Here is a 23,135-nt window from a genome sequence, read left to right as displayed (position 1 = left end):
AACAGATTTTTCATCTGCATATTCCTGGGATTAACAAATATTTATTCGTACCTAACTACTTATTCGCTTGTTATTTCAGTTAATCCCTCAGCTGCTGACTGTAAGGATGTTTTGGCAGCTGCTACCTTCTCTAGTGTGGTCTGTGGATCTTTTAATACTGTTTTTGCTTATGTTAATGCTTTATGATAGGCTCAGCTTTCTTTCTAATTAGATAGATATAGTAATTACTTCTGCATTCGGAATACTGACAATCATTTTTTCATGCGTCATACTTACATTTAGAGCATTGTTCCAACTACTTTCATAACTGTTCCGTATCCTTGTCCCTGCAAATGACCATATGTGTTCCTTTTGAGTCACAGTATCGTTAAGTTCAGGAAGTGGTTCTTCTTCAGTCTGCCAAAATGGACGCCTTCATGTAATGCTAATGGCAAAAACGTTTTTAATGCCCAATAAGGAGATCCAGGAGAATTTGTTTTAATAGTTCGCTTACATCTTCTCTTGTTTTGATCGGATTCATTGCAACTGGTGAATCACAGATAATCATCTGGATCGTTTCACTCCTTTTCGTCACTGAATATTTGCCATTCTTTGTTTCACTTACATTACCAAAATAATTCTCTATGACCTTTTAAAATAGAAAGTCCTTCTACAAAATAGTAGTCACCATAAATTAATGGTACATCCAGGTTTTTTCCTTCTGGATAGTGACTAGTCCCGCTAAGAATCAAGCCATCCTGATTAGGGTTTTCCCAATCACCATAGTTTTCGTATAGTGATTTCAGTATCTTAACACCCGCATTTTCGTAAATGTCAGCTTCTGTTGGGTCTACTTGTTTAGAAAGAAGGAGGAATCCACATGCTGCGATTGCTCCTGCAGAGGAATCACGGTATTTTGTTACTCCTTCTGGAACTCTAAAGTCCCAATGAGGTACATGATCTTCTGGTAAATTCGCAATAAAGAAATGTGAAACACTTTTTGCCGCCTGCAGATATTTTTCCTCTTTTGTATGTTTATATAGAAGCGATAATCCATAAACTGCCCATGATGCACCTCTCGACCATGCGGATTCAGGTGCGAAGCCTTGCCCTCCAATGGCCTCAACCCTTTCACCACTCACTGGGTCAAACCTGATAATATGATGAACAGAGCCATCTTTGCGGATAAAGTTTTCCAAAACTGTCTCTCCATGCTTCTTGGCAACATGACTGAATCTTGGATCACCAGTAACCTCTGTTGCCCAGAATAAGAGCGGTAAATTCATTAAACAATCAATGATTGCCCAGCCTGAATTATCTTCATCTTCATGCCATGGATTCCATGCACGGATATAATTCCCTGAAACATTGAACCTCCCCATAAGTAAATTGGCTACTAATAGAGCACGTCTTTTTGAATCTTCTTCTCCTAGAAGCTTATATCTTGCAACACTTGTTAACGTCCACATGAAACCCATATCATGGTCAAGTCTATAATAATCTGTAATAACGTTATCCAATTTTTTTTCACAGTGTTCTGCTAGTTCTTTTAGTGACTCATCTTTTGAATCACGATAGACTAACCAAAGTAATCCTGGCCAAAATCCGGCTGTCCACCAAGAAGGCGCTTCTAATTGGTACGTACCATTTACACTTGCATGCGGAAAGTTTGCACCGATTTTTTTGCTCGTTCGATCAATCTTCGCGTTAACCTTTAACCATGCTTCTTCAACCCATTCTAAATTAGTAACCATATTCTCACCTTTTTCTCCCTTATTAGCATAAAATAAAGCCCTTACAGTTACATTCAATAAAGAGTACTGTCTTCAAACGTTCGCTTAAAATCACTAAAATCCTTCTCTATTTAAAGGAAATTTACATAAGCAAGTTTTGTCATCCATTCACAGATTCGAAATAATCCTCCTGTCCAACCAGTTGACTCCATTTTATCTACTCCATTTATATGAATGTTTTATTGACTATATTAGATTGAGTAATTCCTTCTGGGTATGAATTTTTTTTATCTATTTGACATTATTTTTACTATATTAGAAGCAGTTGAATGTAGAAAAATATAAAAAGGCGAGCAGCCCAAAAAAATGATTGGAGCTTTCTCGCCACTATTAATTACTATGATAAAGAAGCAATTTTTCTCAAACACGATGTCATTCACTAACACGATATGCATTTAAATTCTATATAAAGAATCTAACAAAATTTGAAATCGCTCTCATTTTTTATACTCATCAAAACTAGGATATCTTAACTAAGAATCTGTATCCTATCCAAAGTACCATTAATCTATCAGGATTTATTCACGTATTTTCTATATATATTTAATAATTCATGATCATCCTTTCTAAGAATTTCTTCTTCATTTATATCATGTAAATAACTAAAAATAATCTCTTCAACCTTCAACCTGTCCTTTTCTTTAAGGAAATAACTCTTATAAGTCAACATCTCTCAATCCCCTTTTCATTTTTTAGTGCCGGCTAGGTAGGTGTTTATTTAAACAAGATAAAATCATAGTAGCATACTGGGATTTTTGCCTTTAGCACTTTTTTTACCACTATTAATCATATTTTTACTAGTAACGAACTAATAAATAGTTAGCTCTTTGCTAGTCTTACTTCTACTTTACCCCCATAATCTGTTTCTAAATCATGAATTGTTCAGTTATTCAACTTTAGAGAAGCTGAAAGACAATTTCTACTTGAACAGATTCAATTGGTTCCTTTACAGAAAAATCCAACATTAATATATCTTCTTTTTGACCAAAATGGTTAAGAAATTCATTTTCTCTTATCGTTAACTCCAATTGATTAGGATTATATTTTACTTTTACTCTTTGAGTCCCATTAAAAATGATGCCTTCATGATCTTCCGTAATTTGAAGGAGAGGAGTAATAAATCGTTCAACAATTGAATTGGGCTGTTCAGAGAATAGGTACGTGTCTCGCAAAATCAGTTCAGGTTTAGTACCCTTTTTCCATGAAAATTTCCTTTGTAACTTTTGTAATGATTTAACAGCATATGCGTTGGCCATTTCGATTTCGAAGATATCTTTATCATCCGTTATTGAGACATCCTTTTCAGTCGCAAAATGAGATGCTCCCTCTGCTTGAAATTGATTATTGATGATTGGGACAGAATGCCCTTGTGAGCCATTACATAAGATTGTATAACGCTCATCACTAAAGTAAGCCGCGCTATACAATCCACTGCCTAAGTCTCTTATAAATGTTTCACCATAAGCTTGCAAGATAAAATGGCCGATATCATTATGATTGTGAGGTTCATCATTATGGCCGCCTTTACAGGCAAAAACAGCATGTGCACTTCTTGAAATAAACCACCCTGATTCTTTAAGATAATACGTATTATTTTGCCATGGCACGCCATCTTCATGTTCATCAAACCAGAGTAAATTTCTCCATGCTGGCGCCCACCTGCTGCAATGATCTTCTGTATAGGAAGCTCGAAGTTCTGCTTCAGGGGCTTCAACGTCCGGAAAGATCTTTTTTAAATAATGGCTAAGACCTAAAAAGATCGTCGAATGTTGAACAGAATCCGAAAAGTTTACAACTTGGTTTTTATAAAGGAAGCATTTTTGCTGGAAAAGAGCGATTTGATGAACTTTTTCTGAATGAAATAAATCTATTTCTCCAGCTGTTTTTTTCTTTAGTAAATCCGCAAAATACACATAATATCCAAAGCCATATTGCCAATAACCATACCCTTCCATACAAGCACCATCATCGTTAAATCCTTTTAAATAATAGTCCATACTGCTCAAAACACGTTCTAAAATAGCTGAAAGCATTTCTTTATCTTCGATTAAATGTAACGCAGCTGAACCAATGGAACCTGCACATACGGAAGCCCAGTTATGTGTTGATGTTTCCCATCCGAATTTAGGCTGATGATAAAATGGCAAGAAAACCCTCCGGTACACCTCCTCCTCAATTCGTTTCTTTAGCAATGGGTCAAGCAGATTCATTGTCAGCTTTAAAATCTCACTAAGTGTAAACGCTGTTTCAGCAGCAAATAGGTCAATCGAATAGTTAGGCTGCTGTAAAGCTTTAAGAAACGATTCATTACGTTCCTCCGCCATCTCAGAACTATTTTTTAAATGAGCAGGTAAACACCAAGTGTATTCATTACATATGGACCAAATCGTATTTTGAAGTTCTTCCCTGTACATTGAGTGCTCTGGCTGTAACAAAGCCATAATCGCAAATGTGTTGAGCCGTCTTCTTTTTGCAAAATAAACCTTTTCATATTCAAGGCGTGATCCCGTATCTCTGAATATAGTAAAATTGGAAAACGTTAATTCTTGAGAAGGCTCATTGAGAAGCCTTTCCGCCTCGTACCTAATTTCTTCAAGCAATGATTGATATGAAGTCCTTTTCTTTATCGATTCAAACCAAATGTCTTGTTCTTCTTGGCTAGAAAACAAAAGTGAATTCTTCCTATTGTCAATAATATTTCTTATTTGTTCACCATTCATATACAAGATGTACACACCTCATTCTTAAATTTTGCATCACTTATACTCTAAATATTGCTACTAGTTACATCAAAGTATTTAAAGCAACAGGGAAATATTTCGATAAAAAAAGCCGAAAGAATAAAGCAGTTTAAGAGATTGACATTCTACTCCTTACATTCCTTCGACGACTCTCGTATGATAAGTTTTGTATCGACCATTTTGCCCTTTTTATTCGTTTTTCCATCCACTATCGTATCAATGCCCTTCATTATTTCATTAACTAACACTTCATAATTATGATTAACAGTTGTTAAACTAGGATAAACAATATCTGAAGGATAAATATCATCGAAGCCTGCAAAAGAAAATCTTTCTATTGGTATTTTCTGATACCTGCACTCTTTAAGTGCACCATAAATCACCAAATCATTTATCCCGATGATAGCCGTGGGGAGTGATTCTTTCTTTAACAATTTTTTCATTGCTTCTCTTCCGGATTCTACTGAAAATTCAGAGAATATTTGCCACTCTGAATGGAATTCCAACTGAAATTCTTTCAGTATTCGTTTGAAACTTAAGAGTTTAGTATCTGCAGAAGATATTCCTTTTTTGCCACCTATTAACGCTATTTTGGAATGTCCTAATGAAACCAAATGGCTCACTATTGATCGAATTCCTTCTTCTTCATTTGTTCTAATATTAAAGGATTTTACCCCCTTCATTTTGCCATTGACCATAATGACTGGTACTCTATTCATAACTTCTTGCATTTCTTTTACTTCATTTGCATCAGGAACGGATTTATTTATTCTTCCTCCCATGAAGACAATGCAAGCTGCTCTTCGTTCGGTAAACTCTCGTAAATGAATTGATTCCATTTCACTATTATTCATCGAGTTTCGGAGTAGAATCGTATACCCCTTTTCCAGTGCTTTTCTTTCAACTTCAATATAAACTTGTGAAAAGAAAGGATTGGTTATCTCTGGTAAAATAAATCCTATAAGAGACTTCTGTGGTTTCATTAACCGTCTTGCAGCCTCATTCGGTGAAAAGTCTAACTCTTTCATTTTTTCGAGAACCTTTTGTCTTGTACTTTCTTTTACTACTGGATTCCCCGTTAAGACTCTTGAAACTGTTGTTGGAGAAACATTTACTTCTTTGGCAATATCATAAATCGTAATATTTTTTTTCACTTTTTTGACATCCCCCTGTGAAACCGGTTGCAACCATACTATATAATGGATAAAAATTCTTGTCAATCAATTGTCAGACTAACGAGTGTCATTCTAATAAACTACCTTTAGAGCTATCAAGGAACATTAGACAGTCGTTCATCTAGTAATGGAAACTCGTCTTTTAGTAGGTGATCCGTAAGCACTTCAGGACCATATGGCTACTTACACCACCCCGATCAACAATAAAAAAAACACTCTGATTCATTAGAATCAAAGTGTAATAATCTATCTTAATAAAAACCGTTTAACTGTCTATTCATTCTCTCATAGTTCTTTATCTTAAAGGTTTTAACGCTCCGCTCCACGCAACTACTTCTTCAAGCATGGCGTTGACATTCGTAAGATGTAATTCTTGCGGCTTAAATTCTGAGCCATTTTCAAAGTCTGTAAATAAGGATAGAGTTGGATGTGTACGAACATCAGCAATTTTTAATTCACCGCAAATACCGCGTAGATGCTCGGCTGCACGTGCTCCGCCTGTTGAACCGTAGCTGACGATACCAGCAGCTTTGTTGTTCCATGCATCACGGGCAAAATCCAAGGCATTTTTTAATGCTCCTGTAATGCTGTGATTGTACTCTTGCACGATGAATACGAATCCATCCAAGTTGGAAAGTTTTTCGTTCCACGCTGCAATTCCTGGTTCTGTTCCATCGGTTGTTCCTAAAAACGGCAAGTTAAAATCGGCAATATCAACGATTTCATAGTTTGCATCCCCACGCTTGTCAGCAATGCTCTTGACCCATTCTCCTACTTGGGGACTTACGCGACCTTGACGTGTGCTTCCTAAAATAATTCCAATTGTTAATTTTTCATTTGCCATTGTTTCTTCCTCCTTGGTTGAATGTCCAAATAGTTTAGTAAAAAAACCCATACCTACACCACCTATCCTATGTTTCAAACCCAACTTACTTTCTTGTCTCTCTACGAACAATTGGAGCTACTTCTGTTGCTAGTAGTTCAATGCCTTCAGCTATTTTCTTAAACGGGATTCCGCCAATATCGATCTGAGCCATAAAACGCTGATGTCCAAACAGTTCATGCTGGCGCAGAATTTTTTCAATAATCTGCTCCGGGCTGCCTACGAACAAAGCCGTATCTGCTTCTGTCAGCTGTTCAAATTCTGCTCGTGACATCAGGCTTGTCATCCCGCGTTGAAGGTTCACGTAGGACCAGTAGTTTGAATAGTACGGATAGAATTCATCTTTAGCTTGCTTGGTTGTTTTTGCAATATACCCATGTCCTGTAACCCCAACTTTGAGGTTTTCAGACGCATGCCCAGCTTCAATACCCGTTTGACGGTATAAATCTACCAATGGCTTAAATCTAGCAGGATCACCGCTAAGAATCGCAACGGCCATTCCGACACCAAGCCTGCCAGCCCGGGCTGCACTTTCCGGGGAGCCGCCGACACCAACCCATATTGGCAGCTGCTTCTGTAAAGGTCTGGGGGCAATTTCGGCATCTTTTAATGGTGAGCGGAAGTGACCATTCCAGGATGACATTCTTTCGTTTTCATTTAACTTTAAAAACAACTCAATATTCTCAGAAAACAGGGCATCGTAGTCATCAGTGCTATAGCCAAAAAGAGGAAAGGATTCAACAAATGCACCACGGCCTGCAATGATTTCCGCACGTCCATCCGAAAGTAAATCTAATGTTGCAAAATCTTCAAAAAGACGAACAGGATCAATTGTGCTTAATACAGTTGTTGCGCTTGTCAATTTTATTCTTTTTGTGTTTTGGGCAATGGCGGCCAAGACGACTGGGGGAGTTGATATGGCATAATCTAATCGATGATGCTCACCTACCCCGAAAATATCCAATCCAGACTCATCAGCAAGTTTTGCTGCTTCGATAATCTCCTTTAACCTTTGCCCAGCACTAATTGTGCTGCCTGTATGAGGATCCGGCCCAATATCACCTAGGGTATAGAGGCCAATTTCAATCCCGGAATTCTGCTCTAGCATAGCTGCAATTACCTCTCTTTTCGAGTACATGATATCTGCTCAATTTGGTCTAATTTGGCCAGTTTTCATATACAGTCGATTGATAATCAGAAGTTAGTTACTTTATGTAAGTAATTATACTTTTATAATTAATTTCCGTCAAGTAACTAATATTTATTTTTAATTATAAAGTTATCCGTTTTTGACTATGTCCAAATAAAAAACTCTAATAACAATATGTTTACTGTATCTAGTGTTTTTTATCCCACATTTCTACTGATAATTGCAGCCCCGTCCATCTCCAATTGTGATTGGTCAACAGAGTTGAAAAAATGAATAAATGCAGCAGAGTTCAGGAAGAAAAAATAAATGGAAGATTAAAAGATAATAGAGTGATTCAAAAAACCTTGATAACGCTATGGTTACCAAGGCTTACATTACTTAATTTCCTCAACAAGTACACCGACAATGTCGAACTTCTCTGTATACTCGCTATAAGACGTAAATTCAAAACCCCATGCTTGTCCCGGCTTTAAGTCAAAAACCGATTCAATTTTACTTTCGACAATTGTGCCGTCCTCATTGTAATATTGTATATCTATCGAAACATAACGATATTCAAGATCTGAATGATTGGTGAGCGTACCTTTAACAATGGCACCGCCGTAATCATCCTTTTCCAATATCATATCCGTAAATACTAATTGATATTTTTCTTCCGCTTCTTCTTTCGTAACCGCATTAACGATTACCTCATCATATACCTCTTCAACATAAAATTTGGGTCCAGCTAAATAACCTGTTAGAACAGCAATACCAATGAATAACAAAAATCGAAGGAACCCAAATCTCTTTGTCTTTGGTTTCCCTGATTTATTGGATGTATGATTGAAGCCTATTTGACTGTTCACCACATCCTTAATATTGTCTGCATCATCTGGAGGAAGTTCAGTGATCTCTATTTTCGTTCCTGAAAAGAATATTTCCATATCTACATAATGATTCAGCTGTTTTACGTGAATATATTCTAATTTTTCATAGGGAACTTCCAATACTTTCAATTGACTTATTTGGTTATAATATACAAACAACACTCGATAAACGGTAGCAACTACTAAGCCTTTGTTGCTTTCAACACAATGAAAAGTACGTTAGAAAGCTTTAAAGGACAACTCTAGTAAAAGAAGTTAAGCTATACACCAAAACTCCTATGAACAAAAGCGCTAGCACCTTGAACACTGATTAAAAATTTTTTATCATTTTCGAAAAAGCAGGAAAAAGCCAGACAATGTTTATAACCAAAAGAAATAGCGGCCTTCCTTTCATTGCAGAAAAGAAGGCCGCCTATTCTTTGCTTTATGATTTTGTTTAAACCTATTTAACAAGATCATGAAACGGACATTTTCCTTTCATCAGCTTTGCGTCATCACCAATAAAGTACTGTTTCCATTCTCGATGTTCAGGATCACCATAATGGCTGATATTTGGATGTTTCGGAAGCTGGTCCCATTTTTCCACACGTTCCCTAACCTTTTCTCTGGACATCGCCCCTCCTTTTGAGGTTCCCTCTAATCCTTCAAAGATACGGCGCGGCTGAAACCCTAATACAAGACTGTTCCCTAGATTTCTAGTCTTCCGTTGTTTATATGCAGGTGCATTTCCAAACACAAAAAACGGCTCATTCGCAAATGAAAATGCCCAGAGATGATGATCAGGATCGTAAGGAATATCCTTTGGCCACGGTTTATCATCATTTTCATGTAAATATTGAAGAATTCTCCAAAAATAGTTTCGATAATAGGGAATTGATTTCTCTTCTTTTTCAGGCTCCACAAAAAGAAACAAACCGTGACGGACAAGCTTTGGTGATTCAAACAGCTTGATAAAACGATTAATAGTAGCAGGCAAATGTGACCAATCATCCTGTGTAATATAAGAATAACGAAGTTCTCCCTTTTTCTCGGCACTCATCCCAAAATAACAAGGAAAGGTAGGGTCTGTCACCGTTTCATTGAATGTTTTATACTCTTTCAGTACCCATTCAGGGACAATTTCTTCGTTTACCATATCTTCCTTTGTTAACAAAACATCCATTTTTGTTTTCATTGCTTACACCTCATTTTAGATTGTCTTTTCATATAGAGAAGAGGCTGACTCTTTCATGAGTCAACCTCTCCCTAAAATAAAATCATTTTTAACAGAAGGGTTATTCATTATCGTTATCCCGTTGCTTGCTGCGGGCTTCTCCACCTTTTTCACCGATTTCTTGAAAAAATTCTTTATCGTGATTTTCGGATGTAGCCTCTCCGCCTTTTCTTCCAATCTCTTGATAGAACTCTTTATCATGATTTTCGGATGTAGCTTCTCCGCCTTTTCTTCCAATCTCTTGATAGAACTCTTTATCATGATTTTCGGAAGTGGCTTCTCCGCCTTTTCTTCCGATCTCTTGATAAAACTCTCTATCATGATTTCTTGAAGTAGCTTCTCCGCCTTTACGTCCTGCTTCTTCTACTGTCATTTTTTTATCATCATTGTTTTTAGCCATTTTAACTTCCTCCTTGTGAAATTTGTGTTGTCCTCTCGGACTTAGAGTAACTATAACCGTCTTGTCCGAATGATAAACCATTAATTTTTTAAAAATAGTAATCTGTTACTTTTGTCTTATACAAACCTATCTCACAATCTATTATTTTACGTTTTAAGTTTTATATGTAATGGGTAATGAACATAAAAGTCAAAAAATGGAGGGAAAAGAAAAATGCTTACAAAAGAAGATCTTAAGTATTTTGAAAATAAATTATTAACAATCAAACAAGGCATAATCGATGAACTCGAAAATAATCAGCAAATGTCGTTGGATCTTTACGGCGAGTTGTCCAGTTATGACAATCACTTTGCAGATACCGCTACTGAACTAGATGAACAAGAAAAACAAATGCTACTGCATGAGTCTTCCCAAAAACTTTTGGAGGATGTCAACGAGGCATTGGAGAGAATCGAAAAAGGAACATATGGAATCTGTATCGATACTGGTGAACCTATTTCTTTTTATCGACTAGATGCCCTGCCTTATGCAAAACGAACAATTGAAGCTCAGAAAAAATATGAAGAAGAATCAAACCTATCGGATGATCAGGAAGAACGTTATATTGAACTTGAAGCAGATAACGACATGCGGATCGATAAAGAATTACAAAAAAATTATGGTAACTCATCTTACTGATTTTTTTAGGTTCTTTTCTAAGTTTTAACGAAAACTGTTTAAGGTTGATTGGAGCTGATTGCGCGACTCCTGCCGAAGCAGCGGGACAGGTGAGACTTATGCAGCGTTTACGCTGATAAGGCTTACCGCCAGTCCCGCGGAAAAGCGATAACTCTCACTGCAATTAACCTCTCCGAACAACTTGCTAAATATCAACTAATTTTGCGAAGACAGCAAAATTATTAATTGAAAGGATGGCTTGATAATGGGAAACAAACCAGATCCCATCAAAAATATTGTAATGGAGAAAAAACCAAAGACAACAAACGAAAATCCTCATGAGGGAACTAGTAAGGATCCAATCTCTGAAATAAGATCTGAAATGCCTGCGAAGGAAGACCAGAATGGACAAGAAATAACCAATCCTTATGAAATTGCTAAACGTTTAATTGAACGGGCAACCGAGTCACTTGAACTTCCAAAAGGTGTTTATGAGATCTTAAAAAAACCAACAAGATTAATGAAGGTTTCCATTCCGATTCGCCGGGATAATGGTGAATATGTAAGCTACACTGGCATCCGCTCACAGCATGTTGATATCCTTGGACCAACCAAAGGGGGTATTCGTTTCCATCCAGGTGTAACGGAGGATGAGGTCATCGCTTTATCCATGTGGATGTCCTTAAAATCGGCCCTTATCGGATTGCCGTTCGGAGGAGGAAAAGGCGGAGTGATTGTTGATCCTCAGGAGCTTTCAGAAAGGGAATTAGAGGAACTTAGCCGTGGATTTATCAGGGAGCTCGAACCGATTATCGGACCGGAAAAAGATATTCCCGCTCCGGATGTTAATACAAACCCGCAAATAATGGGCTGGATGCTTGATGAATTTGACCGGTTATCAGGTCATAGCGTCCCAGGATTTATCACCGGGAAACCAGTGGTTATTGGCGGATCAGTAGGACGTATTGAGGCAACGGGACGCGGAGTCGTCATCTCCATTCTTGAAGCCGCCAATCGATTAAATCTCGAACTTACTAATCTATCAGCTGTCATTCAAGGCTTTGGTAATGTGGGTTCCATCACCGCAAAATTATTGCATCAATACGGAGTAAAAGTCATTGCGATTACGGATGCAAAAGGCGGAGCCTATCAACCAGAAGGCCTGGATATCTTGAAGTTAATTGATTATGTTAATGAACACGGAACGGTAAAAGGGTTTGAAAACAGTAAAGATTTAACCAATGATGAACTATTTGAAATAGACTGTGATATCCTTGTGCCGGCAGCATTAGAAAACCAAATCACAGGAAAAACCGCTCCGATGATTAAGGCAAAAATAGTCGCAGAGGCTGCGAATGGTCCAACTACTCCCGAAGGAAATACGATTATGGAAGAAAAGAATATCTTTGTGATCCCTGACATTTTATGTAACGCTGGCGGGGTAACTGTCTCCTATTTTGAATGGGTGCAAAACTCCATGCATTATTTCTGGACAGAAAATGAAGTGAATCAAAAGCTCCACGAAAAAATGACAAATGCATTCGAAAGTGTCTATCGAATGAAAGAAGAGAAAAATGTGTCGATGCGTGAATCAGCCTATCTAGTAGGTGTCGGGAGATTGGCAGAAGCAATGAAGGCACGCGGCTGGATTAAAAATTGGAAAATGCCGATTGAGTGTTAAAGAGAAGGAAGCAATCCTTTTTGGATTGACTCCTTTTTCTTTATATAAACTATTTTTCTTTTTTGTCTCATTATTTTCCATGCATACTTCCCCCCTATTATAAGTGTTAAATTGCTTTCAATAGTTACTGTTTCTACTTTAAATAAAATTGCTGAATATTGATTTATCAAAGCAGGTGATCACGGACTTTTCCTTTCCTTCCTCGCTAGGTTTAGTCCTTCGACTTAAAATCATTCCTCCTTTATAGGTAAACAACCGATCGTTACAATCATTTCGGCAAGCGTTTTCACCGTTTATACTATTAAAATCATAGAAGTTCATTGCTTAAGATTAAAAGAAAAATGATTATTTTAATATTTCCAATAAAAAAACCCCCACGAGAACTGGGAGCATTAATGAATTTTAGTTTGTTATCAGAGAACCTGCTTGAGCAATACGACCTAAATAACTTGCGCTATCCTTTACTTTACGTTCCTGAGTTGCTCGATCAACCCCGATTAGACCGAATGTCATTGAATAACCAGATTGCCATTCGAAATTATCGAATGTGGACCAGTGAAGATAGCCTCTTACGTCAATTCCTTCTTTTAAGCAAGCTTGCACGCCTTCTAAGCCTTTTCGGATAAATTCTATGCGTCTTTCGTCATTTTCCGTAGCTACACCATGCTCTGTAATAATGATTGGAATCTGTAAATATTTTGCAACCCTGCGAATGACTTGACCAAGTGCTTCAGGATAATATTCATAACCCATTTGCGTAAGTTCGGCTCCTTCAGCTGGCTTCACTTTCCCTTCCGGACCGTAAACTTCACGGGTATAATTTTGGAGTCCAAAAAAGTCGTCTTCCTCTATCGCAGGCAAATATTGCTCAAAATAACTATGCCATTTCGCCTCAGCCAGTTCCTCACCGCCACTGATTGATTGCAAATCGGAAAGAGCCATCGATAATCCTACTTTTGTATTCGGCTGATTTGTTTAATCGCCTTTCGCGCCTTTCGATGAGTTTCCATTAATAGGTTAATCGATTCCTCATCTGAAATCATATGAAACGTGAAGTACCTATTGATTGTAGTTCCGCACAATGTGGCAGCTGACTTTCTCCATTTGGGAGCTGACCAGGCTTCTCTTTCAATACCCACCGGTGGTATAAAGCCAATACTTGAAAAAATCTCTCGCAGCATGACTGGCAAGTTCACTTCGTTCATCGTTAGGGAATAAGGGATTAAATGCCCCAATTCACGGAACACGAATTCACAATATCTTGCAAAGCGATCCGGAATCTCAGGGTTTGCCCATCCGCCAAGTCTCATTAACCATTTTGGAGAAGAGAAATGATGCATGGCAACGATTGGTATGATGCCATATTTACCACAAGTTTCAAGGACATCCCGATAATGCTCGATGGCTGAAGATGAAAATACGCCAGGTTCAGGCTCAATTCTGGACCATTCGATCGAAAATCGGTAAGACTTCAATCCCAAACTAGCCATAAGGGCGATATCTTCTCGATAAAGTCCATAATGATTAATCGCATCTCCTGATTTATCCTTATATGGTGAACCCTCCGCATGCTCTTCTGCCCAAAAATCACTGTTGATATTATTTCCCTCAACTTGATATGCTGCTGTTGCTGAACCCCAAAGAAAATGAGGCGGAAAATTAAATTTCATGTCACTACACTCCCTTGCTATCCTTCTTGTTCACTTTCTCACCATAATTCTAGCAAGCGATTACATAAGTTTTAATATCAAAATCAAAGAAGTATGTTCCTCGATTCAAAGAAAATTGGCATTTTCCTACAAAGTAATAAAACCGCCTGTCAGCGGTTTTAAAAAAGGATAGATATTTCTACCTTTTTTTTGTATTCTCTCTATATTCCTTCGGTGTCTGAAGGAAAATCTCTTTAAATTTTTTATAAAAAAAGGACAAACTTGAGTACCCTACTTCTTCTGCAATTTCAGGGATAGGACGGTCAGAGTTCGTTAAATAAAGAGCTGCTTTATTTAATCTTTGAATTTGCAGAAGGTCTACAAAGGACTTTCCAGTTGCCTTTTTAAGAACAGCAGAAATATAGTTTGGGTGATATTTGTATTTCTCCGCCATTTCCATAAGTGTACATTCTTTATAATAGTCTTCAATATATTTTAAGAATTCAAGAATGTTATCTTCTTTTTTCTTAGGTTCAGGCAATATGGTATTCCTGTTAATGTGTCGAATTAACTCCGTAAACAATATGAAAAAATAAGCATCTATTATTTCTGTTGAAAAGGCGTCCTTCTCAAAAAACTCACACATAATCTTTCCCATAATTCCAACCACTTTAGATTGTTCCTCAAAAGGGAAGTAAAGAAAATGATTGGCTCTCCGACTATCGATGATAGATTCAATCAGAAACTGTGAGATAATACTTTTATTATTAAACCGGTTAATGAAACCAGATGATAAATAATCATGCTTTAGTTTTATTTCTACTATTATATCTGTTTCAGAGGTCTCTTTTACCGTATGAGGGGTATTTTTATCAATCATGATGATTCCACCCTCAGAAATGATGATTTCGTTATTCATCAGTACCACATTGCATTTTCCCTTGAATACATAAATTAGTTCGATATATTCATGAATATGCATGGGAATGTAAACGTAGGGAGGACGAAGGGAGATGAAAACATTATCTTCAACCGGATTTATTTTGGAATCAAGATTGAAGATCATGTTAAATTCATAAACCGGCTCACCATTTATTACATCTATTTGCTTTGGATGATAAGTGTTTTTTATTTCGTTCCAATCCGGCGGTTCAATATTGTTTTTGACTAGCAAAAAGTCTCTCAAATCGTTACTATTCATTTAAGAATCCCCTACATTAAACTTAGAATGAATGTTTTATAAAAATATTGAGTGTGGTACTCCAATATCTTTTCATACGGCATAAAATAATCCAAGTTTTATTTGGCTTATTTATAAAATCACTATAACATTCCACTTAAAGAACTACATGAATAAAGAAAAAGAGCTATAGTGCCTAATCGTCATATAAGTTTAACCTGTTTGACCTTTTTTGTTTAAGAGAAAAGATTCATTATCTCTCTATTAAAATAACATAAAAGACGACCTTCTATTGAAGAATCGCCTTTGAAACTTACCTTTAAGAGGTAACAACTACTTTGTTTTTCTTGAGCTTAAAATCTAACTCATCCAGAACTTCTGAAGCAATTCGCAGGAATGGCATATTTGATAATTCTCTTAAGGATTGATGTCCGATCTTTGCCAACATCTCCTTTGGCAATGCTGTGACTTGTGGGAATGCTTTTTCCAACACTTTTTTTGCCCCTTCATTGCCTAGTAGTTCAATCAATGCTGATTGTGTACTGCAGCGTTTTATATATTCAACTTCTGGTGTGTAGGAAAACTCCCAAGTTCCACTGGATACCTCAACATGTACCAGGTTTTCGATCTGAGTTGAACTCATTTTTGCAGCAGCTAAAGATTGTCCATTCATCATTACTTTTTCAAGCTTTGCATCCGGTAATTCAATTACTGCTGTCGTGTTGAACGGTACAACGAACTTAAATGTTAATTGTTCTTCCTCATTTAATTTCCATTCACTTTCATATAAGCCTGCAGCAGAGTTCAACGATGCCTTAACATACTTCAATCGATAATCCGGTTGGGGAGCCAATCTTGCTTTTCTAAACCCTGGCTTTTCTTCAACAGGGTTAATTCCTGCAACATTTCGATACATCCATTCAACAATCGATCCATATGCATAGTGATTTAAGGAATTCATGTCGGTGCCGCTAATCTTGCCGTCAGGTAATACAGAATTCCAGCGTTCCCAAATGGTGGTAGCTCCCATTGTAACTGCATATAACCAGCTTGGATAATCCTTGTTTAATAGTAATGTATAAGCTAAATCATTGTTTCCATTTTCTGATAAAACTCTGCAAAGATATGGTGTCCCGACAAATCCAGTCTTTAAATGGTTCTTATCCTTTTTCAATCGTTCACGTAAATCTTGTGAAATTCTGGTTTTATAATTTTCAGGAACAAGATCCATAAATAATGCAACAACTAATGCCGTTTGTGTGTTCAATGCCAGCCGGCCTGTGGAAGTAAAGTACTCAGATCTGATTGCAGCCCTTACTTCATTTGACAATTTTTCGTAATCCCTGGCTATTTCCTCCTTTCCTAGTACCTTTGCAGTCTTAGAAACCAGCATAGAGGAATAGCAGTAATAAGCTGAAGATATAAATGCTATTTCTGTTCCTCCTGTAGGAAAACTTGGGTCATCTCCATCTAATGCCAGCCAATCACCAAAGTGGAATCCTGTAGTCCAAAGCCTTTTGGCCCCTGATGCCTCATCAGCTCTTTTGATAAAATCTACCCAACCCTTCATGCTTTCAAATTGCTGTTCCAGAATGGCTTTATCTCCATAATGAAGATACACATTCCATGGTATAACGGTTGCTGCTTCTCCCCATGCACTCGACCCGCCGCCTTGAAGATTTGCAGCTGGGACTACCATTGGAACCATCCCATTTAAAGCAGCTTGTTCCTGCGCCAAGTCATAGCCGTACTTGCTGAAAAAGGCATAGGTATCCATATTAAAGCATGCTGTTCCTGAAAATACCTGGGCATCGCCGGTCCATCCCATACGTTCATCACGCTGTGGGCAATCAGTTGGGACATCAAGGAAATTACCTTTTTGGCCCCATAATGCATTCAGAAATAATCGGTTAACTAATGGATTGTTTGTTTCAATACTTCCCATTTGATCCATATCAGAATATAAAACGCATCCTGTAAAATCGTCCTTATTCATCTCTCCATGCCAGCCAGTCACTTTAACATATCTAAAACCATAATAAGTAAAATGCGGTCTCACGGTTGCTTTTTCGCCATTAGAGATGTAGCGAAACTCGGCTTTAGCAGTACGCAGGTTGTCCTGATAGAAATTACCTCCTTGGAGAAGTTCAGCATATTGTAAAACGATTTCCGTTCCACTTGGAGCACTGGCTGTAAATTGAACCCAACCGACCATATTCTGTCCCATATCCAGTACGGTCTCTCCTGCTGGAGTTATGATTAACTCAATTGGCTTAATCTCTTCTTTAACAAGGACTGGAAGGCTCAATCTTGCTATTAATCTGTCATATCCAAGGTCAATTTCCATAGCATCATAGTAGTTTCTATCAGGTAAAGCCGCATCGTAAATCTCACCATCATAAATACCACTAAATAAAATATGACTCTTTCTTGCTTTCCATGACTCATCGGAGTTTATAACCGTCATGGTTCCATCCGCATGTTTTATGACAATTTCGCATAAAAGCGCAAATTTATCACCATATATTTCATGTTCTCCCCCATCAAAGCCAAAGCGTCCTTTGTATAAGCCATTCCCCAGTGCAACCTCAACAGCGTTTTGTCCCATTCTTATTAATTCAGTAATGTCATAGGTTTGGTATTGAAGCCACTTGTTATAGGCATTAAAATGTGGGGTTAGATATTCATCTCCAGCCTTTTTACCGTTTATCGCTATTTCATATAAGCCTAAGCCACAAACATAGGCACGTGCTGAAACAATTTCCTTAGAAATGTCAAATTCCCTGCACAGCACCGGATGAATATCCTTATCGAAATCAGGGGTAATCCACTTAGCTTGCCACGACTCCTGTAGCTTTGCCGTCTCAAACCAGGCGGCATCACTAGTGGCTTCATCTCCATTATCCGCCCAAACAGTGACACGCCAATAGTAGCGTGTACAAGGCTCTAGTTTTATCGGCAGTTCAAAGGCCAGGCTGTCAATCCGCTCGCTCTTACCGCTGTCAAATACTTTATTCACAAATTCTTCATCAAGAGCCACCTGTATTTGCGCAGCCGTCTGTTTTAATGCTGGCGTTTCACAGGTAATAAAGGATAAACGTGGTTTTCCCAAATCAAATCCCAATGGGTTCATCATACGATTTGTTTTCAAGTTTATTATTTTCATATTCATTTTCCTTTCCATGAGTATATCCCTTTACCGCAATGAAGGTGACTCCTCATTTAGTAATGAATTCGACCGCCAAATTTGATGCTCTACATAATACTGGTAATCTTTCTTCCTCCAATTTTAGCAAACGCTTTCTACTAAATTAATGTCAAAAGTAAAGAGGTTTTTGCTTGATTCAAAGGACATTTCTATTTACTTTGATTCAATGTTAGGAACAGATATTTTTTCGTCCCATTAGATTCTTCTGTCTCAATACACTCAATTAATCATTCAGTTTAAATTTTTGTTTAACACAATATTCAATTTCTTTAATAAAATACCTTCTTCTGCTATAGTTAAAAAATTTTCCTTACAAAAAATTGCTGGCCTCCAGCAATAGAATCCAAAAGAAAAAACCTTCTTTCATTAAATAAATTGTACAAAAATACCTGCTTGAACTAACTTTCCTGCCACGATCGTACAAAATCCACTCCTGCCCCGGTGTTAAGATAAATATCCGGTTTTGTTTGGTAGTCTTATTCTATTATTTGGCCTCAACATGAAAAAGACGCGTTTCTAAATAAACGCGCCAGATTATAGAATAAGAATGATCAGCAAAGGTTGGATATCTTTTTAGATACCCGAGGTTAAAAGATTGATTAAACAGTAAAAGATTATGAGTAGCTATGTTCTAGTTGTTCTTCAGCCGCTCTTTAATCTTTAAAACATTATTTACAGCAGGAAGAAAAATTGACATAGCAAATTTTCTCATCATTTCATTTGTAAATCGACGTTGCCAAAATAATGGTGGTCGTGCTTCTGCAACGGCTTGAGGAGCATACCTAAGCATTGCGTTTTGATACTCCTGCAGTGCAACGGCTGAGTCATTATTTTGTACTAGCTTTTCTGCCAAATATACTGCATCAATAATTGCGGTACTTGCACCTAACCCACTGGTTGGCGGCATTGGATGAACGGCATCTCCTATTAATGTTATCCTGCTATGTTCCCAAGAAGATAGATTTCTTGGAAACCAAAACTGAAAGGATGCTGTCCCTTCTTTAATAGAGCTCTTAACGAGATCAAGAAACCCTTGATCCCACTTTTTTAATAATCGCAGTGCTTCATTTTCTAGTTGATCGGAATTGAATCCTTTTAAGTCTGTACGAAATGTTTCATTCAATGCAGCTACTGACCAGATAATATAGGGATCTTCTATTATATCTAAAGATTTTACAAAATGATTGTCATCTGCTAATTGATGAGGGTCATGCACAGTTAAAAACATTCCTATCCCTCTTGGTCCAACTGCAAATCCGGGCCCTTTAAATAAGTCTTTGTAGAGAGTTGATCTAAATCGATTTGTTAATATAGTTTTCCCTGCAATCCCTGTCACTCCAGCGCTTTTTGCAGTCTCGCTCCCTAATAGCTGTCGTGCTACTGCAGAATGCACCCCATCCGCTCCCACTAAGATATCTACTTTTTCACTTTGTGCGTTCGAAAAATGGATCAATACACCTGAGTCTATTTCTTCATAGTGAGTAAACTGTGTACCCCAACGAATGATGTCTTCCAGCTCAACAGCTAATATTTTTCGTAAGGGTACCCTCCCTATCATGAGAAGGTCTTCTTCGTCTGTTTGACGAAAACGCAACTTTGTTTTTCCTTGATGGTCAAGAATTGAAAATTGCTTAAAAGATTCCGATCCAGTACCGCTTATCCTAAGTGCTTGCTCAATTTTCCTTGGCAAACCTTTGCGAATTGATTTTAATGCTTCTTCACTAAGATGCAGCCTATACCCGCCTGTTTTTGCAGGAAATGGATCACGATCAAATACTGCCACTTCTATATTATGAATACAAAGCGCTTGAGCCAAAGTGAGTCCGCCTATTCCTCCACCAATAATACCAACCCGCACGCATATTCCTCCCTAAATAACTATTCACTGTCCTTTATTATTACTGCTTTACTTTACTAATAATGACGATATTATTTTTCGTATTATTGATGGCGACGTACTCATGTTATGGTCCGCCTAACGGAATAACCCATGCCGGGCACCAAAAAAGGCGTCGTCATTACTGACAACGCCTTTAAAAGCTGTAAAACCACAAGAAACTATTATTTAAAACAAAACTATATATATAAATCTTTTTCTTCAAATACCTTTATTTTATTAATACGAGTTTCATGTCTGCCACCTTGGAAAGGTGTTGTTAGCCATATTGTTGCAATTTCCCGGGCTAATCCCGGTCCTATGACGCGCTCTCCCATTGCTAATATATTTGAATCGTTATGCTCCCTTGTCGCTTTCGCACTGAAACTATCATGTACGAGAGCGCACCGAATTCCCATTACCTTATTTACAGCAATACTCATCCCAATGCCTGTTCCACAAATTAAAATCCCACGATCAACTTCACCGTTTGCAACTTTTTCAGCTACTGGAATCGCATAATCCGGATAGTCAACAGACGTACTGCATTCACATCCAAAATCAACATACTCAATATTCATCTCTTCCATTATAGAGATGATTTCCTTTCGTATCGTTATACCGCCATGATCTGATGCAATTGCTACCTTCATTACTTTCACCCCAAATATAATATAATCGTTTAGTAGTAGAAATCATATTAGGAACTCTCAAAATCGGAAAACCCTTTTTGTTTTCCTATCAGAGAGATTCCTTAACACCAATTAATAACAAATAGAGATACCCTATTTAAGATTCTTTTTTTGAAAAAGTACAAAGTGTTTCTAGCAGACTATTATTCTCTTGCTTGTCTGACATTGTATTGTTTACATTTTCAAGCTCAACTGTCATTATTTTATTTTCTTTTATTCCGACAGCAAGGCCAGAGTATCCCTCCATTAACAGTACTACTGCTTTTACTCCCATCTTACTTGCTAATACCCTGTCAAACGCTGAAGGACGTCCTCCTCTTTGTATAAAACCTAATACAGAAGTTCTTACACTAATCTTTAACTTTTTCTCAATGAACTTCTGCAGTTTTTGAATATCATACATATTCTCCGTAATGATGATTAAGTTATCATGCTTCCCACTGGCTATTCTTAAACTTAATTCTGAGCAAATCGTATCAATATCCAGTCTTCTTTCTGGAGTTGAGATAATTTCTCCTTCACCAGCAAGCGCAGTATTAATAGCTAAATCACCACAATTTCTTCCCATCACTTCGACGATCGTCGTTCTATCATGCGAAAAATTTGTATCTTTAATTTTATCAATTGCATCCAAAATTGTATTTAAAGCCGTATCAAAACCTATTGAATAATCGGTATAAGTAAAATCATTATCGATTGTTCCAGGAATGGCTATCACCTGAATGCCTAAACGATGTAATTTTTCTGCTCCTTTAAATGATCCTTCGCCACCTATAACAACTAAAGAATCGATCCTAAAACGCTTTAATTCTTTTGCAGCTATTTTTCTTCCTTCTTCATGCATAAATTCCAGGCATCGAGAGGTTTTTAAGATTGTTCCGCCTTTATCAGCTATATTCTCAACATCGACTGAAGTTAGCTCACAAATAGTACCATCGATTAATCCCTGGTACCCGCCTTTAATTCCCAGGACTTCGACATTCTTTTGTTGTGCAGCTATCACAACAGCTCTAATAGCCGCATTCATTCCAGGAGCGTCTCCTCCGCTTGTTAAAATCCCAAGTTTATTCATAGTCAACCCCTCTTATCGGTATATTTCAATGTTATATTTCTTACAATTAACTTGTCAGGTTCGTACGACACTATTTTAAAGGCAGGATGATCTTCTCATAGCCCTCTTAGTCAATCAATTGTTGGTGATAACGATTGCATTTATTTGGAGACAATCATATTCAGTTGTCATCTTGTATACTAAGTTGACTTATATACATAGATTACTTATAATGTATCTAGGTGTCAATAGTGATATTAACTTTTTAATTTTTATCCATATTGTTCATCACAGCTTGATAGAGAATGATATTTTACTTGTTACATAATAAAAAGGAGGAATTTAAATGGCAGAAATTACTTTTTTAAACAAACCTGTTACATTATTGGGGAATGAAGTGAAGGTTGGAGATACTGCCCCTGACTTTTCTGTGCTTGATCATGAATTAACTGAAGTAACCCTTTCAAATTCAGCTGGTAAGGTTCGCTTAATATCCGTAATACCATCTATTGATACAGGAGTTTGTGATGCTCAAACCCGCCGTTTTAATGAAGAGGCTTCAAAATTAAGCAATGTTGAAGTTTTAACTGTAAGTGTTGATTTACCGTTTGCTCAAAAAAGATGGTGTGCTTCTAATGGGCTTGAAAATGTAAAAACACTTTCCGATCATCGGAATCTTTCATTTGGTGAAGCATATGGAGTTCATATGAAAGAATTGCGTCTATTAGCACGTGCAGTATTTGTAGTTGATTCGAATGAAAAGGTAACGTATGTTGAATATGTAAGTGAAGGAACAAATCATCCTGACTATGAAAAAGCGATTGCAGCTGCAAAAGCTGCACAATAAGCAGCATAAGAAAAAAATTTAAAAAATTTGAAAAAGAGTCGATAATCTTCCCTCCTCAAAAATATCCACCAGTGCTATCTGGTGGATTCCC

At 37.3% G+C, this 23,135-nt stretch carries 19 protein-coding genes and 1 pseudogene; 3 read left to right on the top strand and 17 right to left on the bottom strand.

The genetic code is table 11. From position 1 onward, the window contains the following. Window positions 1-605: 605 nt before the first annotated feature. The 10 genes and pseudogenes from WQ54_RS25900 to WQ54_RS25865 all read right to left on the bottom strand — a co-directional run bounded on the left by WQ54_RS25900 (window position 606) and on the right by WQ54_RS25865 (window position 10,203). Window positions 606-1,733, bottom strand: coding sequence for a glycoside hydrolase family 88 protein (locus tag WQ54_RS25900; RefSeq protein WP_046588779.1), 1,128 nt, complete (start codon window positions 1,731-1,733; stop codon window positions 606-608). Window positions 1,734-2,283: 550 nt separating this feature from the next. Continuing rightward, a complete protein-coding gene (locus WQ54_RS33960; RefSeq protein ID WP_156178152.1) occupies window positions 2,284-2,442 on the bottom strand; it encodes a hypothetical protein in 159 nt (52 codons plus the stop codon). 226 nt (window positions 2,443-2,668) lie between these two features. Next, a complete protein-coding gene (locus WQ54_RS25895) occupies window positions 2,669-4,492 on the bottom strand; it encodes a heparinase II/III family protein (protein WP_046589077.1) in 1,824 nt (607 codons plus the stop codon). 146 nt (window positions 4,493-4,638) lie between these two features. Next, a complete protein-coding gene (locus WQ54_RS25890) occupies window positions 4,639-5,667 on the bottom strand; it encodes a LacI family DNA-binding transcriptional regulator (protein ID WP_046588777.1) in 1,029 nt (342 codons plus the stop codon). Between the two features lie 316 nt (window positions 5,668-5,983). Next, window positions 5,984-6,583 carry an NADPH-dependent FMN reductase gene (locus WQ54_RS25885; protein WP_046588775.1) on the bottom strand — a complete coding sequence of 200 codons (600 nt, stop codon included), beginning with the start codon at window positions 6,581-6,583 and terminating at the stop codon, window positions 5,984-5,986. Window positions 6,584-6,617: 34 nt separating this feature from the next. After that, window positions 6,618-7,709 (bottom strand): LLM class flavin-dependent oxidoreductase, encoded by a 1,092-nt coding sequence (locus tag WQ54_RS25880; protein ID WP_046588773.1) that lies wholly within the window; start codon window positions 7,707-7,709, stop codon window positions 6,618-6,620. A gap of 386 nt (window positions 7,710-8,095) precedes the next feature. Then, the gene (locus tag WQ54_RS35350; protein ID WP_269431594.1) at window positions 8,096-8,347 is read right to left on the bottom strand and encodes an FxLYD domain-containing protein; all 252 of its coding nucleotides are present in this window, start codon (window positions 8,345-8,347) and stop codon (window positions 8,096-8,098) included. A 228-nt stretch (window positions 8,348-8,575) separates the two neighbouring features. Continuing rightward, window positions 8,576-8,776 (bottom strand): annotated as a pseudogene (locus WQ54_RS35345) (PH domain-containing protein); the annotation flags it as partial. Window positions 8,777-9,032: 256 nt separating this feature from the next. Beyond that, complete coding sequence (locus WQ54_RS25870) at window positions 9,033-9,764, bottom strand: YqcI/YcgG family protein (protein ID WP_046588769.1); 732 nt, start codon at window positions 9,762-9,764, stop codon at window positions 9,033-9,035. A 100-nt stretch (window positions 9,765-9,864) separates the two neighbouring features. Beyond that, window positions 9,865-10,203, bottom strand: coding sequence for a KGG domain-containing protein (locus tag WQ54_RS25865; RefSeq protein ID WP_046588768.1), 339 nt, complete (start codon window positions 10,201-10,203; stop codon window positions 9,865-9,867). A 213-nt stretch (window positions 10,204-10,416) separates the two neighbouring features. Here WQ54_RS25865 and WQ54_RS25860 point away from each other — a divergent pair, with 213 nt between their 5' ends. Continuing rightward, entirely contained in the window at window positions 10,417-10,881 is a 465-nt protein-coding gene (locus tag WQ54_RS25860) for a TraR/DksA C4-type zinc finger protein (RefSeq protein ID WP_052737976.1), read from the top strand. Window positions 10,882-11,125: 244 nt separating this feature from the next. Further along, a complete protein-coding gene (locus WQ54_RS25855; RefSeq protein WP_156178150.1) occupies window positions 11,126-12,541 on the top strand; it encodes a Glu/Leu/Phe/Val dehydrogenase in 1,416 nt (471 codons plus the stop codon). A 402-nt stretch (window positions 12,542-12,943) separates the two neighbouring features. Here WQ54_RS25855 and WQ54_RS34950 read toward each other — a convergent pair whose 3' ends face one another. From WQ54_RS34950 to pfkA, 7 genes are all read right to left on the bottom strand, one after another. Further along, the gene (locus tag WQ54_RS34950) at window positions 12,944-13,483 is read right to left on the bottom strand and encodes a family 1 glycosylhydrolase (protein WP_231597653.1); all 540 of its coding nucleotides are present in this window, start codon (window positions 13,481-13,483) and stop codon (window positions 12,944-12,946) included. 8 nt (window positions 13,484-13,491) lie between these two features. Beyond that, complete coding sequence (locus WQ54_RS34945; RefSeq protein ID WP_231597652.1) at window positions 13,492-14,211, bottom strand: family 1 glycosylhydrolase; 720 nt, start codon at window positions 14,209-14,211, stop codon at window positions 13,492-13,494. 178 nt (window positions 14,212-14,389) lie between these two features. Continuing rightward, entirely contained in the window at window positions 14,390-15,391 is a 1,002-nt protein-coding gene (locus WQ54_RS25845) for an AraC family transcriptional regulator (RefSeq protein ID WP_046588766.1), read from the bottom strand. A gap of 298 nt (window positions 15,392-15,689) precedes the next feature. Then, complete coding sequence (locus WQ54_RS25840) at window positions 15,690-18,536, bottom strand: alpha-L-rhamnosidase (RefSeq protein ID WP_046589071.1); 2,847 nt, start codon at window positions 18,534-18,536, stop codon at window positions 15,690-15,692. 673 nt (window positions 18,537-19,209) lie between these two features. Beyond that, a complete protein-coding gene (locus WQ54_RS25835) occupies window positions 19,210-20,436 on the bottom strand; it encodes an NAD(P)/FAD-dependent oxidoreductase (protein ID WP_046588764.1) in 1,227 nt (408 codons plus the stop codon). Between the two features lie 218 nt (window positions 20,437-20,654). After that, window positions 20,655-21,107 carry a ribose 5-phosphate isomerase B gene (rpiB, locus tag WQ54_RS25830; RefSeq protein ID WP_046588759.1) on the bottom strand — a complete coding sequence of 151 codons (453 nt, stop codon included), beginning with the start codon at window positions 21,105-21,107 and terminating at the stop codon, window positions 20,655-20,657. A 136-nt stretch (window positions 21,108-21,243) separates the two neighbouring features. After that, a complete protein-coding gene (pfkA, locus tag WQ54_RS25825) occupies window positions 21,244-22,218 on the bottom strand; it encodes a 6-phosphofructokinase (protein ID WP_046588757.1) in 975 nt (324 codons plus the stop codon). Window positions 22,219-22,543: 325 nt separating this feature from the next. Here pfkA and tpx point away from each other — a divergent pair, with 325 nt between their 5' ends. Beyond that, on the top strand, window positions 22,544-23,044 hold the full coding sequence (gene tpx, locus WQ54_RS25820; RefSeq protein ID WP_046588755.1) for a thiol peroxidase: 501 nt from the start codon (window positions 22,544-22,546) through the stop codon (window positions 23,042-23,044). Window positions 23,045-23,135 lie beyond the last annotated feature (91 nt).

Source organism: Bacillus sp. SA1-12 (assembly GCF_000981385.1).
In the GTDB taxonomy this organism is placed as follows: domain Bacteria; phylum Bacillota; class Bacilli; order Bacillales; family Bacillaceae; genus Metabacillus.
The sequence above is the reverse complement of the archived record's forward strand: the minus strand, read 5'-3'. Positions and strand labels throughout refer to the sequence as shown.

Excerpts from the sequence above, each read along its gene's own strand:
- rpiB (WP_046588759.1), bottom strand. The coding sequence starts at position 21,107 with ATGAAGGTAGCAATTGCATCAGATCATGGCGGTATAACGATACGAAAG.
- WQ54_RS34945 (WP_231597652.1), bottom strand. The coding sequence starts at position 14,211 with ATGAAATTTAATTTTCCGCCTCATTTTCTTTGGGGTTCAGCAACAGCA.
- WQ54_RS25870 (WP_046588769.1), bottom strand. The coding sequence starts at position 9,764 with ATGAAAACAAAAATGGATGTTTTGTTAACAAAGGAAGATATGGTAAAC.
- WQ54_RS25855 (WP_156178150.1), top strand. The coding sequence starts at position 11,126 with ATGGGAAACAAACCAGATCCCATCAAAAATATTGTAATGGAGAAAAAA.
- WQ54_RS25885 (WP_046588775.1), bottom strand. The coding sequence starts at position 6,583 with ATGGGTTTTTTTACTAAACTATTTGGACATTCAACCAAGGAGGAAGAA.
- WQ54_RS25845 (WP_046588766.1), bottom strand. The coding sequence starts at position 15,391 with ATGAATAGTAACGATTTGAGAGACTTTTTGCTAGTCAAAAACAATATT.
- pfkA (WP_046588757.1), bottom strand. The coding sequence starts at position 22,218 with ATGAATAAACTTGGGATTTTAACAAGCGGAGGAGACGCTCCTGGAATG.
- WQ54_RS25865 (WP_046588768.1), bottom strand. The coding sequence starts at position 10,203 with ATGGCTAAAAACAATGATGATAAAAAAATGACAGTAGAAGAAGCAGGA.
- WQ54_RS25895 (WP_046589077.1), bottom strand. The coding sequence starts at position 4,492 with ATGAATGGTGAACAAATAAGAAATATTATTGACAATAGGAAGAATTCA.
- tpx (WP_046588755.1), top strand. The coding sequence starts at position 22,544 with ATGGCAGAAATTACTTTTTTAAACAAACCTGTTACATTATTGGGGAAT.
- WQ54_RS25900 (WP_046588779.1), bottom strand. The coding sequence starts at position 1,733 with ATGGTTACTAATTTAGAATGGGTTGAAGAAGCATGGTTAAAGGTTAAC.
- WQ54_RS25860 (WP_052737976.1), top strand. The coding sequence starts at position 10,417 with ATGCTTACAAAAGAAGATCTTAAGTATTTTGAAAATAAATTATTAACA.
- WQ54_RS25840 (WP_046589071.1), bottom strand. The coding sequence starts at position 18,536 with ATGAAAATAATAAACTTGAAAACAAATCGTATGATGAACCCATTGGGA.
- WQ54_RS25880 (WP_046588773.1), bottom strand. The coding sequence starts at position 7,709 with ATGTACTCGAAAAGAGAGGTAATTGCAGCTATGCTAGAGCAGAATTCC.
- WQ54_RS34950 (WP_231597653.1), bottom strand. The coding sequence starts at position 13,483 with ATGGCTCTTTCCGATTTGCAATCAATCAGTGGCGGTGAGGAACTGGCT.
- WQ54_RS33960 (WP_156178152.1), bottom strand. The coding sequence starts at position 2,442 with ATGTTGACTTATAAGAGTTATTTCCTTAAAGAAAAGGACAGGTTGAAG.
- WQ54_RS35350 (WP_269431594.1), bottom strand. The coding sequence starts at position 8,347 with ATGATATTGGAAAAGGATGATTACGGCGGTGCCATTGTTAAAGGTACG.